The organism is Pseudoalteromonas lipolytica (genome assembly GCF_001306915.1).
GTDB lineage: Bacteria > Pseudomonadota > Gammaproteobacteria > Enterobacterales > Alteromonadaceae > Pseudoalteromonas > Pseudoalteromonas simplex.
In genome coordinates this window covers 1-15093 of record NZ_LJTC01000022.1, presented here as the reverse complement: position 1 = coordinate 15093, position 15093 = coordinate 1, and the positions used below count along the sequence as shown (strand labels likewise).

Annotated in this window: 14 protein-coding genes and 1 pseudogene; 11 read left to right on the top strand and 4 right to left on the bottom strand. The window is 39.8% G+C overall.

What is annotated here, in order from left to right; translation table 11 throughout:
• From AOG27_RS20750 to AOG27_RS20735, 4 genes are all read right to left on the bottom strand, one after another.
• A partial coding sequence (locus AOG27_RS20750; protein WP_082389339.1) for a hypothetical protein occupies positions 1 to 375 on the bottom strand: 375 nt, incomplete at its 3' end.
• Positions 376 to 588: 213 nt separating this feature from the next.
• Positions 589 to 2304, bottom strand: coding sequence for an AMP-binding protein (locus tag AOG27_RS20745; RefSeq protein ID WP_054554892.1), 1716 nt, complete (start codon positions 2302 to 2304; stop codon positions 589 to 591).
• 235 nt (positions 2305 to 2539) lie between these two features.
• Positions 2540 to 2992, bottom strand: a complete 453-nt coding sequence (locus AOG27_RS20740; protein ID WP_054554891.1) for a DUF3010 family protein — start codon at positions 2990 to 2992, stop codon at positions 2540 to 2542.
• Between the two features lie 64 nt (positions 2993 to 3056).
• Entirely contained in the window at positions 3057 to 4070 is a 1014-nt protein-coding gene (locus AOG27_RS20735; protein WP_054554890.1) for an endonuclease/exonuclease/phosphatase family protein, read from the bottom strand.
• Between the two features lie 249 nt (positions 4071 to 4319).
• Between AOG27_RS20735 and thrS the strand changes: the two genes are divergently transcribed.
• The 11 genes and pseudogenes from thrS to AOG27_RS21665 all read left to right on the top strand — a co-directional run.
• Entirely contained in the window at positions 4320 to 6230 is a 1911-nt protein-coding gene (gene thrS, locus AOG27_RS20730) for a threonine--tRNA ligase (protein WP_054554889.1), read from the top strand.
• A gap of 57 nt (positions 6231 to 6287) precedes the next feature.
• Positions 6288 to 6851, top strand: coding sequence for a translation initiation factor IF-3 (gene infC, locus AOG27_RS20725; protein WP_082389338.1), 564 nt, complete (start codon positions 6288 to 6290; stop codon positions 6849 to 6851).
• Positions 6852 to 7059: 208 nt separating this feature from the next.
• On the top strand, positions 7060 to 7260 hold the full coding sequence (gene rpmI, locus AOG27_RS20720; protein ID WP_054554888.1) for a 50S ribosomal protein L35: 201 nt from the start codon (positions 7060 to 7062) through the stop codon (positions 7258 to 7260).
• Positions 7261 to 7275: 15 nt separating this feature from the next.
• A complete protein-coding gene (gene rplT, locus AOG27_RS20715) occupies positions 7276 to 7635 on the top strand; it encodes a 50S ribosomal protein L20 (protein WP_036968189.1) in 360 nt (119 codons plus the stop codon).
• Positions 7636 to 7834: 199 nt separating this feature from the next.
• On the top strand, positions 7835 to 9631 hold the full coding sequence (locus AOG27_RS20710) for a M14 family metallopeptidase (RefSeq protein WP_054554887.1): 1797 nt from the start codon (positions 7835 to 7837) through the stop codon (positions 9629 to 9631).
• Position 9632: 1 nt separating this feature from the next.
• On the top strand, positions 9633 to 10274 hold the full coding sequence (locus AOG27_RS20705) for an MBL fold metallo-hydrolase (protein ID WP_054554886.1): 642 nt from the start codon (positions 9633 to 9635) through the stop codon (positions 10272 to 10274).
• A 146-nt stretch (positions 10275 to 10420) separates the two neighbouring features.
• Positions 10421 to 10879, top strand: coding sequence for an Lrp/AsnC family transcriptional regulator (locus AOG27_RS20700; protein WP_036968198.1), 459 nt, complete (start codon positions 10421 to 10423; stop codon positions 10877 to 10879).
• A gap of 143 nt (positions 10880 to 11022) precedes the next feature.
• The gene (locus tag AOG27_RS20695; RefSeq protein ID WP_054554885.1) at positions 11023 to 12579 is read left to right on the top strand and encodes a SulP family inorganic anion transporter; all 1557 of its coding nucleotides are present in this window, start codon (positions 11023 to 11025) and stop codon (positions 12577 to 12579) included.
• 155 nt (positions 12580 to 12734) lie between these two features.
• Positions 12735 to 13808, top strand: a complete 1074-nt coding sequence (locus AOG27_RS20690) for a sensor histidine kinase (RefSeq protein ID WP_054554884.1) — start codon at positions 12735 to 12737, stop codon at positions 13806 to 13808.
• Entirely contained in the window at positions 13805 to 14629 is an 825-nt protein-coding gene (locus AOG27_RS20685; RefSeq protein WP_054554883.1) for a LytR/AlgR family response regulator transcription factor, read from the top strand. The genes AOG27_RS20690 and AOG27_RS20685 overlap by 4 nt, the downstream gene beginning before the upstream one ends.
• 351 nt (positions 14630 to 14980) lie before the next feature.
• Positions 14981 to 15093, top strand: a pseudogene (locus AOG27_RS21665) (transposase domain-containing protein); the annotation flags it as partial.

Here is a 15093-nt window from a genome sequence, read left to right as displayed (position 1 = left end):
TCTGGCATTAATCGCAGAAAGCTCTGCTTTTGTTAGCAATTCGCCATTTAAGAATTGTTGGCAAAGGAATGTACTTTTAAATAACTTGTGCCATCTAATCAGAATCGCTTTATTATTCAAACGATTTGCTTTTGCTATATCAATATGAAGTACTAGATGAGTATGGTTACTCATAACTGCGTAAGCACAAACATCAATACAAAATATACGACCAAGTTGAAGTAGTTTCTTTTCAACCCAATCGCGCCTGTGTTCATATGAACGACCAGTTAGTGGGTCTTGCCCGCACAAAAAAGCGCGACGAACGCAGCGTGAAATGCAGTGATAATAAGGCGTGTTTGAAACGCTAATTAAGTTTCTACGTGGGGTTGCCATGCTCTTCTCCTCCATGAGTTGAACACTATAAGCTTAGCTGTAATTCCAAAAATTGAGAAATATTAAGTTGGATGTCTACATAAATTTAGTCTTTATATATGAAGCTCGGTTAACTCTTCAAATTTAAAATGGGTGTCTAAATATATATCTAAATAAAAAAGCTCAGCGGTGCTGAGCTTGCTTTAAATTAGGGTGTACTTTGCAAGTGAATGATTACGAAAATGCCTTTTCGCTTAGGAGTTCTTGCATTTGTTCGCGCATTTTAAATTTTTGAAGCTTGCCTGTTACTGTCATTGGGTATTCTTCAACAAAGCGGATGTGCTTTGGTACTTTGAAATAGGCAAGTTTATCTTTTAAAAAATCACGAATGGCATTTTCATCAAGTACCGCATCATCTTTTGGTTTGATCCAGGCGCACACTTCTTCGCCGTATTTTTCATCGCTAATACCAAATATGGCTGCATCTTGAATACCTGGATAGGTGTAAAGTACTTCTTCTATTTCTCTTGGATAAATGTTTTCTCCACCGCGAATGATCATGTCTTTTATCCGGCCAACGATAGCAACAAAGCCATCTTCGTCCATCACACCTAAGTCACCAGAATGTAACCAGCCGTCTTGATCAATTGTTGCTTTCGTTTTTTCTTCATCATTCCAATAGCAGCGCATAATTCCAGCACCACGGCTACATACTTCTCCAGGTAAGCCAACTTGTTGAACATCACCCAGCTCGTCGATAATTTTCACTTCAGTATGGGCTAATGCACGGCCTACTGTGGTAACTTGTTTTTCGAGAGGCGAGTCGGTTTCGGTTACGTTATTTATCGGGCTACATTCAGTTTGGCCATAACCAATTACAACTTCTTTCATATGCATTAATGAGTGAACTTTACGCATAACTTGCTCAGGGCAGGTTGAGCCGGCCATTACGCCTGTTCGGAGGCTAGATAAGTCATAGTTTGCAAAATCTTTAAGCTCTAACTCGGCGATAAACATAGTTGGAACACCATGTAAGCCTGTACAGCGTTCTTTTTCAACAACTTCAAGGGTTGTTTTAGGGTCGAAAGAATCACCCGGAAAAACAGCGGTAGCGCCTTTACTTATACATACTAAATTGCCAAGCACCATCCCAAAACAGTGGTATAAAGGTACCGGAATACAGAGTTTATCTTCATGTGTCAGCTTCATCGCTTGTGCCATCAAAAACCCGTTATTGAGGATGTTTTTATGGGATAAGGTCGCTCCTTTTGGGTTACCCGTAGTACCAGAAGTAAATTGAATATTGATATCTTGGTCACAATGTAAAGTGGCCGCAATGGCATCAAGCTCCAGCTTATGGGCATCTGTAGCGCGCTGCATGATATCGCTAAAGCTAAACATGCCAGCAGCAGGTTCATCACCAATACGAATAATGTTTTTTAGGTGTGGCAGGGCGTTTAAATTTAATTTACCTGCTTGTGAATCTGCAAGCTCCGGTGCGAGCTCATTCAGCATGCTTATATAATTACTGGCTTTAAATTCACTTGCTGTGATAAGTGTTGAACACTCAACACTATTGAGTGCGTATTTTAATTCGCTTGGTCGATATGCAGGGTTAATGCACACCATAATTGCACCAATCTTGGCTGTAGCAAATTGGGTTAAGCACCATTCAATATTGTTAGGAGACCAAATACCAACCCGGTCGCCAGGTTTTACGCCAAGTGATAATAATCCCATTGCTAACTTGTTAATCTGTTGCTGGTATTGCCTATAGGTTAAACGGATCTGTTGATGATGAACCACAATCGCGGGGTGATCAGGGTAATTGTCGACAATGTTATCAAGGTACTGTCCAATAGTTTTTTCAATTAAAGGAATATCTGTACGGCCTTGATAATAGCTTTGAGTAAGTGGAAGCGCATTACAGTGTGTGTTCTTTGTCTGCATTGTATTCTCCGTGTCCGGTTAATTTGTTGTCATGGACTTGATGCAAAAGAATTGAAACAATCATTTAGGATGATTTCAAAACATGCGTACTTGATTAACTAAACATAGATTGTCGACAAAGAAAAGCTTTATAAGACTAATGTACAGAGTTTAATTTTAATAAAGCAGAATAAAGGATGGTTTTTGAGGTATAAAAAAACGTGCCGTAGCACGTTTTATTAAGAATAAGCAGCAATTAAGCTTTTGGCTCATCTTGCTTATAAGTTTTACGCATGATGTACACGTAAGCACTAATGAATGCGTTTTCTTGGAATTTTTTCAGGCCTGTGTCTTCAAAATCAATAGGCACCGGGTTGCGCTTAAGCTGCTCTTTGATTTCAGTTGCAGATAAAATTTGCACATCTAAGCGTTCAATTAACTGAATAGCCGTTTCCATTTTGAAACCTTTTGCGCTGCCAGCAAACTTACCTTTTGCTTGGCGCTCTTTGATTGCTACAGAGTCAATTTGGTAATCTTCCATTAATTTTTTGAAATCAAATTGGAATTTACGCATTACTTCTGTGTCATTACCATTGCCTAAGGTAAAACGTGTTTGTCTGACATCACGTATATCAAATACATCATTGTCTTTGGTTAAAATGCACAGCAGTACGTCACTACCTGTAATTTCTACACCACATGTTCTCATGGTCTTTCTCTAAATAACTTAATTTGCGCAATTATAGCAATTAACGTTATGAAAAACAGGTGCTTTAAAAATGAATTTTAATTGCGATAACACCGTGGTCACTTACACTAATATCTTCGGTTAATTTACCTGGCGAAATATGCTTATCATAACTTTCGTAGTCGAGCACTTTAACTTTCGAAGCTTGGCAATCGGGATTAAAATGCGCTGAAGCAAGAATATAATCTAATACATTCCCTTTTCCTTGGTAATAATGGCTAAAGGGTTTGTTTTTATTATCATAATATGAGCGGCTAAACTCATAGCTGTCGGTCAGACCAACAACAAGTTCGTTCTGTTCTATACAAGGTTCACAGCGAGTGGGGTGAAAGCCTTGAGTCATAAACGATAAAGTTGGGCTGGTAAGTACATCATTAAAGTCCCCCATAACAAGTGTTGCACATTGCATTTCTCGCTGCGTTTTCAGTGCATCATAATAGACAATAGACGCTTCTAATGAGCGGGAGATTTGCGACTGCATGGTACCTACCGTTTGATGTAGTAACTGCAGGAGCGGATCTTCAAGGTTATGAATATTAAGAATGTGCGCCATTGATTGCACACGCTGTGACTTAAAATGAACAACATAAAAACAGACTTCACCAAAATCAGGTAAATCAATGATGCATTTAATCGGTGTGCGATTAAATTTGAACTCATTTTGATTGTTTAAGTACTCAAGTAATTCAGGGCATGGCGTCAGTGCATCGGCTGATTTAAACGGGTATTTACTCGCAATTGCAACTACAGGGTTGAATAACACTTGCGGATAGAGCGCATCATGGGACGGGCTATCGACCGTTTTAAAATAATCATAACCCGCTTCTTTACACTGCACTTCTAATGCGTGTTGACTAAACACTTCTTGAAATGCAACTACATCAGGGGTTGACTCACTTAAGAAATTAGCAACAAACAATTGTTTTTGCAGCCATTGTGTATTGTTATAGCGCTCATGTAATTGATAAAACGAGTAGGGTGGCGCGGTATAATTTAATAAGTTAAATGTAGCAAACTTGAAAGATCGCGTGTTTGGCATTTTCATCACCCTAAAAGTACTGACTCATTAAGTATGAAATGAGTTAACTAATTGTCAATTTACTCTTCTAACTACTTGTATTTGAGCACGTGAGCAGCGACAATAGTCGCTTGTATTTGCGAAGACTCAGTAAATACAAGCATAAATAGCAATGCTTATTCGTAAAAGCGTTGCAGAGTTACTAAAAATTAATTTAAAAATATTACATGTGATGCATTGTAGGCATCACCACTGTATTAAGGATTTATAATGCCAGTTATTACCCTCCCTGACGGCAGTCAGCGTAGTTTTGAAAACCCAGTAAGCACATTTGACGTAGCGAGCGATATCGGTCCAGGTCTTGCCAAGGCAACGATTGCAGGCCGTGTTAATGGTACTCGTGTTGATGCATGTGACTTAATCACCGAAGATGCGCGTTTAGAAATTATCACAGCAAAAGATGATGATGGTTTAGAGATTATCCGTCACTCATGTGCGCACCTTATTGGTCATGCAGTTAAGCAGCTTTTCCCTGAAGCAAAAATGGCAATCGGTCCGACCATCGATAACGGTTTTTATTACGATATCGACATGGAACACTCTTTAAGCCAAGATGATTTAGATGCTATCGAAAAGCGCATGCTTGAGCTTGCTAAAACAAACTACGACGTTGTTAAAAAGACCGTAAGCTGGCAAGAAGCACGCGATACTTTTGAAGCGCGTGGTGAAACATACAAAATGGAAATTCTAGACGAGAACATCGCGAAAGATGATCGTCCAGGCTTATACCATCACGAAGAATACATCGACATGTGTCGTGGTCCACACGTTCCAAACATGAAGTTCTGTCAACATTTCAAAATCATGAAAGTGGCAGGTGCTTATTGGCGCGGTGATTCTGAAAACAAGATGCTGCAACGTATCTACGGCACTGCATGGGCAGATAAAAAGCAACTTAAAGCGTATTTAAAACGCTTAGAAGAAGCTGAAAAACGTGATCACCGTCGTATTGGTAAAGCGCTTGATTTATGGCACTGGCAAGAAGAAGCGCCAGGCATGGTGTTTTGGCACAATGATGGCTGGAGCATTTACCGTGAACTAGAAGACTTCGTTCGTGAAAAATTACGTGAGTACGATTACGAAGAAGTTAAAGGCCCATTAATGATGGACCGTGGTTTATGGGAAAAATCAGGTCACTGGGACAAATACGCAGATGCGATGTTCACAACTGAATCTGAAAAGCGTGAATACGCAATCAAACCAATGAACTGTCCGGGTCACGTACAAATCTTTAACCAAGGTTTAAAATCATACCGTGATCTTCCATTACGTATGGCTGAGTTTGGTTGTTGTCACCGTAACGAACCATCAGGTGCATTACACGGCTTAATGCGTGTACGTGGCTTTACTCAAGATGATGCGCATATCTTCTGTACTGAAGAGCAAATCATGGATGAAGTTTCTGCATGTATCAAAATGGTTTACGACACATACGAAACGTTTGGTTTTGAGAAGATCGTTGTAAAACTATCTACTCGTCCAGAAAAGCGTATCGGTGAAGACGAAATGTGGGATAAAGCTGAGCTTGCGCTAGCTGATGCATTAAAAGCAAACGACATTGAGTTTGATTACCTACCAGGTGAAGGTGCATTCTACGGTCCTAAGATTGAGTTTACACTTTATGACTGTTTAGACCGTGCATGGCAATGTGGTACTGTACAGCTAGACTTCGCATTACCAGGTCGTTTAGGTGCAACTTATGTTGCTGAAAATAACGAACGTCGTACACCTGTTATGATCCACCGCGCGATTTTAGGTTCAATTGAGCGTTTCATCGGTATTTTAACTGAAGAATACGCTGGCTTGTTCCCAACGTGGCTTGCTCCTAAGCAAGTTGTGATCATGAACATCACGGACAAACAAGCAGATTATGTGCAAGAAATTGTACAAAAATTAAATAAACTTGGAATTAGAGCCGCTGCTGACTTGAGAAATGAGAAGATTGGCTTTAAAATCCGTGAACATACGTTAAAACGTATTCCATATTTACTTGTTGTTGGCGATAAAGAAGTTGAACAACAAGAAGTGGCAGTACGCACTCGCACAGGTGAAGACCTAGGCAAATTTAGTGTTGATGATTTCATTGCAAAAGTAAGTGAAGAAATTAAAAATCGACAATAAATCATGAGCGTGTAGGGCAAAACAAACAGCCAACTACACGCTTTTTATTTTATATTCTTGGAGGATCGTACCATTAGAGGCGGCAAGAAAGGGCAACAAACAGCTCAAAAAAATCGTATCAACGAAGATATTACAGCTAAAGAAGTTCGTTTAATTGGCATCGACGGCGAGCAAGCTGGCATCGTGTCATTAAAAGAGGCGCAAGCTATCGCTGATGATGCGGGTGTAGATCTTGTAGAAATCAGTCCTAATGCTGAGCCACCTGTTTGTAAGGTTATGGACTACGGTAAGTTCATCTTTGAAAAAAGCAAAGAACTAAAAGAACAAAAGAAAAAGCAAAAGCAAATCCAGGTTAAAGAAATCAAATTCCGTCCAGGTACGGATGAAGGTGACTACCAGGTTAAGCTACGCAACTTACGCAAGTTCTTAGAAGCGGGTGATAAAGCTAAAATCACTATCCGTTTCCGTGGTCGTGAAATGGCTCACCAAGAAATTGGTATCGAATTATTAAACCGTGTTAAAGCCGATTTAGAAGATGTTTCACAAGTTGAATCATTCCCAAATCGTGTTGAAGGTCGCCAGATGGTTATGATGATGGCACCTATTGCTAAAAAGCAATAAACAGGGTATATTACGCACCGATTTTATTTCAGGTCTGCAAGTAACAGTTTACTGTTCACCTGAAATAACCGGTTATAAGTAAGGTTGCACTGCTTTTGTAGTGAGCCTTCACCGGATTATGGCAGTAAGTTAGGCCTTAAAAGTAGAGCTATTTTTATATCTCTCGCCTGCTTGCTAATTTTTAAGCAATACATTTGGAGTTATTGCAATGGCTTACAAGCTAAAAACTCACAGAGGCGCGGCTAAGCGTTTCAAGAAAACTGCTTCTGGCGGTTTCAAGCGTAAACAAGCGCATCTTCGTCACATTCTGACTAAGAAAACTTCTAAGCGTAAATTACACTTACGTCCTAAGATGATGGTTCATAAGAATGACCATGGTCTAGTTTCACGTATGTTACCATTCGCTTAATAGGAGTCTTCAGAAATGGCAAGAGTTAAACGCGGTGTTATCGCACGTGCACGTCACAAAAAAGTTTTAAAGCAAGCTAAAGGTTACTACGGAGCACGTTCACGTGTTTACCGCGTAGCTTTCCAGGCAGTTACTAAAGCAGGTCAATACGCTTACCGTGACCGTCGTGCTAAGAAACGTACTTTCCGTCAACTTTGGATTGCACGTATCAATGCAGCAGCTCGTCAAAACGGTCTTTCATACAGCCGTTTTATCAATGGTCTTAAAAAGACTTCTGTAGAAATCGATCGTAAGATCCTTGCAGATATCGCTGTTTATGACCAAGTTGCATTCGCAGCGCTTGTTGCAAAAGCAAAAGAAGGCCTAGCGGCTTAATTTCGCTTTTCATAAAGTTTAAAAAGGAGCCTAGTGCTCCTTTTTTTGATCTTAATTAATATTCATAACTAACAACGATTTTGCATAGCGTATGTCGTTTGCTCCATTTTTTTGTTGAATCACCGCAGTTTACGCAATCCATTCAGATTAGTTGTTATAATTTCCCCAATATAGAATAAGTACCGCACTTGAGAGTGATATGTTTGCGAGTTTAGTGTTTTTATCTGCTGCAGTAACTTTAGACAGCCACTTACCCCCATTATTGCCATGGCAAGGCGATAGTGTGTCTTTAATGCAAGAAAAAGGACCTTTAACCACAGATTTTGAATTAAGCGAAGGCACTTTATCGCCTAATTATGCCGACACTATGGCGTTCGTAGATCGCCTAGTTGCAGCAAACCCAACACAATTCAAAGTAACGACTATTGCGACAAGCAGTGCGGGTCGTGCGGTTAAGATGTTAGTGGCAAATGAGCAAGGTATGTTTGATGCCAAACAACTTGTTGCTGATACAAAGCCAACCATCTTTATTCAAGCAGGCATTCACAGTGGTGAAATTGATGGCAAAGACGCCATGTTTATGTTGCTACGCGATATTGCAACAGGTAAACGCCGCGATATTCTGAGCAAAGTCAATATTCTATTTATTCCTATTTTAAACGTTGATGGTCACGAGCGCAGTAGCCAATACAACCGAATTAATCAGCGTGGCCCAGTAGAAATGGGCTTTAGAACGAATGGTCTAAATTTAAATTTAAATCGTGATTACACTAAGCTTGATACACCCGAAGTACGCGGTGTAATGCAGGTTATTAATCAATTTAAGCCAGATTTATACGTGGATGTCCATGTAACCGATGGCGCTGATTACCAATATGATGTTACCTACGGTTATAACCCGGTTTTTTCGAGTGAATCACCGAGTGTGTCTCAAGCGCTGGATAATCTATTTAAACCTGTTATTGATGCCAAACTTGAAAAAGCAGGGCATATTCCTGGTCCACTTGTGTTTGTAATGGACAAGCGGGAATTTAAAAAAGGGTTAGCAGGTTGGGTGGCAACACCACGTTTTTCAAATGGCTGGGGTGATTTACGTTCATTACCGACCATCTTAGTTGAGAACCACTCTTTAAAACCTTATAAGCAGCGCGTATTAGGTACTTATGTATTTATTGATGGTGCCATTGATGCTTTAGCTGCAAACGATAAAGCCCTTAATGAAGCGGTTCAAAAAGAGCTCGATTTCAAACCGACACAATTAGTTGTTGAACGCGGTTATGCTAAAGAGCCAGATACCATCGAATTTAAAGGGATCGCCTATTCAAGAACTGAAAGCGCATTGTCTGGGCAAGCTGAAGTTAAATATTTAGGTGAAGCTAAAAACTATGACGCATTACCGGTTTTTTGGCAAAAAGAGGTTAAAAAGACCGTTAATGTTCCTACCGCGTTTTATATTCCGCCGGCGTACAGCCAATTGGTAAGTAAGCTTAAATTACACGGCGTAGAGGTAACGACAGTGAATGGTTCTGTTTCTGAGCCATTAACGCAAGCAAGCGTTGCTGATTATTCATTTGCAAAAGCACCTTTTGAAGGACGTTTTCGTGTAGAGGCGACATTTGATTACAACACCGTAGAAAATGTCGATATGACCGGCTGGTACAAAGTCTCAACTGAGCAGCCATACTCAGAACTGGCTACACACTTACTACACCCAGAAGCGCCAGATTCATTCTTTGCTTGGGGCGAGTTTAATACTATTTTTCAGCGCACTGAATACGTTGAGAATTACGCTTTAATGCCGTACGCACGTCAAATGCTAAAAGAAAAACCTGCATTGGCTTTAGAGTTCGATAAAAAAATTCGTGAAGATAAAAACTTTGCTAAAGATGCTGATGCGCGCTTGCATTGGCTTTATGAGCGTACACCGTTTTATGATCAAGGCTATTTAAAATACCCAATTTTAATGGCGTTTGAGCAGTTACAAAAAGGACAATAACATGAAAGTGAAAGCTGTTCCTGTTACTGGCTTTGCGCAAAATTGCCGCATTATCATTTGTGAGCAAACGAATAAAGCGGCCTTGGTTGACCCAGGTGGCGATGCAGACAAACTTCAAGCAGAACTTGCTGCTTTAAATTGCCAATTAGAGGCAATTTATTTAACACATGGTCACTTAGACCATGTCGGCGCTGCAAAGCAACTCGCAGAGCATTTTAGCGTTGATATCATTGGCCCACATTTAGATGATAAATTTTGGTTTGATGCCTTGCCAATGCAAGCGCAAATGTTTGGTTTTGCACCAATTACACCATTTTATCCAACCAAGTGGCTAAATCATGGCGATACAATCACAGTGGGTGAACTTGAATTATCTGTACGCCATTGCCCAGGGCATACGCCTGGTCATGTTGTTTTTTACCACCAAGGTTCAGAACAGGTGATAGTGGGTGACGTGATTTTCCAAGGCTCTGTTGGTCGTACTGACTTTCCAAAAGGGGATAGTGCGCAATTAATCGAATCAATTAAGTCTGAGATATTATCATTCTCTGATGAAGTTGCTATTTTGCCAGGCCACGGTCCGAATACCACCGTAGGGCATGAGCGAAAAACAAATCCATTTATTAGTGGGCGTTTTGGTTGATATTTACTCGCAATAATGGCTAATTTTTTAATTAAGTGGATTGGTATAAAGTTGCAATTTTTTTGCACAAACAGTAGAAAATAGGCAGACTGATATTTAAATCAGTTATATAATTTAACCAGTATTTTTACAGAAAAAGAAATAAAATGTCTCTGAACCAAGTAGATCGCCAAATTTTGGCATTATTACAGCAGGATGCTAGCTTATCTACGGCAGAAATTGCCGATAAAGTTGGTTTATCTCAATCTCCATGTTGGCGTCGTATTGCTAAGCTTGAGCAAGATGGTTATATCAAAGGTAAAGTTGCTTTGCTTGACGAGAAAAAGCTTGGCTTTGATATGTTGGTTTATGCCCATGTTCGCCTATCTAACCACGGTAGAACGAACCTAGCTGAGTTTGAGCGTTTAATTATGAGCTATGATGAAGTAACCGAGTGTTACAGTATGGCGGGTACCATGGACTTCATGCTTCGTATTATTTCAAAAGGTATTGAAGGTTATGAGCAGTTTGTTCGTGATAACCTACTAAACCTCGAGTTTGTTCAAGAAGTTCACTCAAACGTGACCATGACATGCGTTAAGCGTAGTACGTCTTTACCTCTTTAATCTTTTTCTACTACGTTTTATTTTTCGAAAACGGTTAGTGCTTTTAGGTACTAGCCGTTTTGTTGTTAATAATTGTTAACTTTTGCGGATTTTGCTAGAATTCTGCGCCTTGCCGAAATGCATTCACTATAAAGAGGATCTTAATGTTTAACTTACTCAGCAAAGCGCCAAGCTCTGCTAAAAACGATATTCTATCAGGCCTGACCGTTGCGTTGGCATTGGTACCAGAAGCGGTTGCGTTTGCTTTTGTTGCTAATGTTGAGCCTTTGGTTGGTTTATATGCCGCATTTATTGTTGGCTTAATTACGGCTATTTTTGGTGGTCGTCCAGGTATGATTTCTGGTGCAACCGGCGCACTAGCCGTTGTAATGGTAAGTTTAGTTTTAGATCATGGTGTAGAGTATCTATTTGCAACCGTCTTATTGATGGGGATACTGCAAGTACTCGCAGGTATCTTCAAGCTTGGCAAGTTTATTCGCATGGTTCCGCACCCTGTAATGCTTGGCTTTGTAAATGGTCTTGCGATTGTTATTTTCTTGGCGCAACTGGGTCAATTTAAAGTACCAGACGGTATGGGTGGCCAACAGTGGATGGAAGGGCAAGCACTTTATATTATGCTTGGCTTAGTAGCGTTAACTATGGCTATTATTCATTTCTTACCTAAGTTAACTACAGCTGTACCTTCATCGTTAGCTGCCATTGTAACGGTAACAGCGATTGTGATAGGCTTTGATTTAGAAGCGCGCACTGTACTAGATTTCTTAAAAGGAATGACAGGTAATGAGCAGGCAACGATCGCCGGTGGCTTGCCGGAGTTTCATATTCCTATGGTGCCATTTAATCTTGAAACATTAAAAATTATCTTCCCTTACGCTTTAGTTTTAGCGGCGATTGGTTTAATTGAATCGTTATTAACACTGACCTTAATTGACGAAATTACTGAAACCCGTGGTCACAGTAACAAAGAGTGTATTGGTCAAGGCGCTGCAAACATTACCTGTGGTTTCTTCGGTGCAATGGGTGGTTGTGCGATGATTGGTCAATCTATGATCAATATTAACTCGGGCGGTCGTTCACGTTTATCTGGTATTAGTGCCGCAATCATACTGCTAGCATTCATCATTTTTGCAGCCAGCCTCATTGAAATGATCCCACTAGCTGCCTTAGTTGGTGTTATGTTCATGGTTGTTCTTGGTACCTTCGAGTGGGCAAGCTTCAAAATGATGAAACGTGTACCTAAGTCTGATGCTTTTGTTATCGTGCTTGTTTCTGGCGTAACCGTAGTAACAGATCTTGCGATCGCGGTATGTGTGGGTGTGATTGTTTCTGCTTTAGTTTTTGCTTGGCAGCATGCGAAACACATTTACACAAGCAATTACATCGATGAGCAAGGCTCTAAAGTGTACGAGCTTCATGGTCCTTTATTCTTTGGTTCGGTTAAGAACTTTGCCGAGTTATTTGATGTTAAAAATGACCCAGAAGACGTGATCATTGAATTCAAACATAGCCGTGTTGCTGATCACAGTGCGATTGAAGCGATTGACAGTCTTGCAGAAAAATACGCAAAAGTCGGTAAGAAACTGCATTTGCGTCATTTAAGCCCTGATTGTATTCAACTATTACACAATGCGCGTGATTTAGTTGAAGTGAATGTGATTGAAGATCCAAATTATAAAGTGGCTTCAGATAAACTAGCTTAAAAATAAAGCAGATAAAAAGCGAAGGCTGTTGTGGCCTTCGCTTTTTTAATGTCTGAAGAATGCGGTAAGGCTATAAAAAATTAAGATAGGCGGCAGTGCTTTGTTCTCTTGACTATCGGTATAATAAAAATAATTATGAAAGGTAATCTGATATTTTGAATTGGCAATCATTAGTTGATAATCGACAACGCTTTTTCTGGGTTTTGCAAATTGCAGGCTGGATAGGGTATGCGTTAGTTAATTATATCGGCTCAAAAGTCTTTGAAATGCGTGATATTTACGTATTTGTTATTGTATTAAACGCTTATGCAGGCTGTTTAATGACAGTACCTTTACGTTATATGTATCGTAAAGTGTGGAATGCCTCACCTTGGGTATTAATGCTTGTCGTTTTTGGTGCTTCCTATGTAACTGGCACATTATGGGCCGTTGTACAAAAATTCAATTTATGGGAAATCTACCGTCACGGTTACCGTCCAAATGAATGGTTTTATTACTTTCAACAAGGTTTAGATTCGGTTTATATCATTCTTTGTTGGAGTGGTTTGTATTTTGGTATTAAGTATTACCAGCTATTGCAAAGTGAGCGTCAAAAGGCTCTAAAAGCAACCACTATGGCGCACGAAGCTCAGCTGAAAATGCTGCGCTATCAACTTAATCCGCACTTTTTATTTAATACCCTAAATGCAATCTCAACCTTAATTTTGGTAAAAGAGAACAAAGATGCAAATTTAATGGTGTCAAAATTGAGTGACTTCTTACGATACACACTCAATACCGACCCAATAAAAAAGGTGCCGTTAGAGCAAGAAATTCATGCCCTCATGCTGTACTTAGAAATTGAAAAAGTACGCTTTGATGAACGTTTACAAGTCAATGTAGACGTAAGCGAGCAGGCAAAAGAAGCCTTGGTACCAAGCTTGATCCTCCAACCTATTATCGAAAACTCGATAAAGTATGCGATAGCGCAATTAAATGAAGGTGGTGTGATTGATATTAAAGCACAAGTTTTTGCAAATGAACTATTATTGGAAGTAGGCGATAATGGTCCTGGCACTGAGCTTAAAAATGGCCAACTGGTTAATTCTCAAGGCGTTGGCATAGCTAATACACAGGACCGCTTAAAAACACTTTATGAGAACAACTACTCGTTTGTTCTCTCTGACAATACGCCAAGTGGATTAAAAGTTAATCTGCGCGTTCCGTTTGAAAAGGCTGTTAAGAAATGAGCAAAATTAGAACTTTGATCGTTGACGATGAACCGCTAGCAAGAAAGGGCTTAGCTGTTCGACTTTCTGAATTTGACGATTTAGAAGTCATTCGTTTATGTAGCAATGGTCAAGAAGCAATTGATGAATGCTTATCGGGCAATATTCAATTGGTTTTCTTAGATATTCAAATGCCAAATATGAACGGTTTTGAAGTTGCAAGAGCACTTAGCGAGAGCGTTAATCCATTACCCGCTATTGTGTTTGTAACGGCTTTTGACCAGTTTGCAGTTAAAGCATTCGAGATTCATGCGTTGGATTATATTCTTAAACCAGTCGATGACAACAGACTAAAACAGGCGGTAGAAAAAGTGCATACCTATTTAAAAACGCAACAAGATAACGCCCATAAGAAAAAACTAGCGAGCTTTGTTGCAGGTATTACAGGCAATAATTGCGAAGAAATTTTAAAGAAGTTAGCAACGGGCGATAGCCTTGCTGACCGTCGTTATCCAGAATCATTAGCTGTAAAAGAGCAGGGCGAAATTGTTCGTGTGCCAGTCATTACGATTCAATGGGTTGATGCGGCTGGTGATTATATGTGCCTTCATTGCCAAGATGGGCAAACACATATCCTTCGTAAAACAATGAAAGAGCTTGAACAAGAGCTTGATCCACAACTATTTGTGCGAGTTCATCGCAGTGCCATTGTTAATACAAAGCAAATTAGCAAACTTGTAACTCAAGTAAGCGGTGAATATCTTTTAGTGTTAGATAATGGCCAAGAACTAAAAGTAAGCCGTAGCTATCGCGATAAAGTGAAGGCTGCTCTGGCGAGCTAATACCAACCCGCAATAATACTTAATCATTTTGAGGGATTAAACCTGTCGCTAACTGCGTTAAAAATTTCTCATTTAGAACAACTAAATAACGAAATTTTTGCCTTGTAATCAACGAGGTTTTATTGCCTCAAAATAGACTACTTAATTAAGCGGATTGGTATAATAGCTATTCAAAATTTAGTAAGTTAAAAACAAAAAAGGCGCAATTATTAATTGCAATGCCGATCAGTTAAGCAATTGACATTTGGCATAATAGGATCAAAATCCGATGATCACAGGTCATCGGATTTTTTTATGCCCCTTAATCATAGCTTCGCCAATATTTCATCATTTATCGATTCTAATATTCACAGCTTGTCGGAAATACTGGATGAGTCTTTAATACAACAAGCACTTGCAGAGTCTGGGGTCGCAACACTCAGGAAGCGCAGGCTACCTCTTGAGCTAATGGTCTGGAGTGTGAT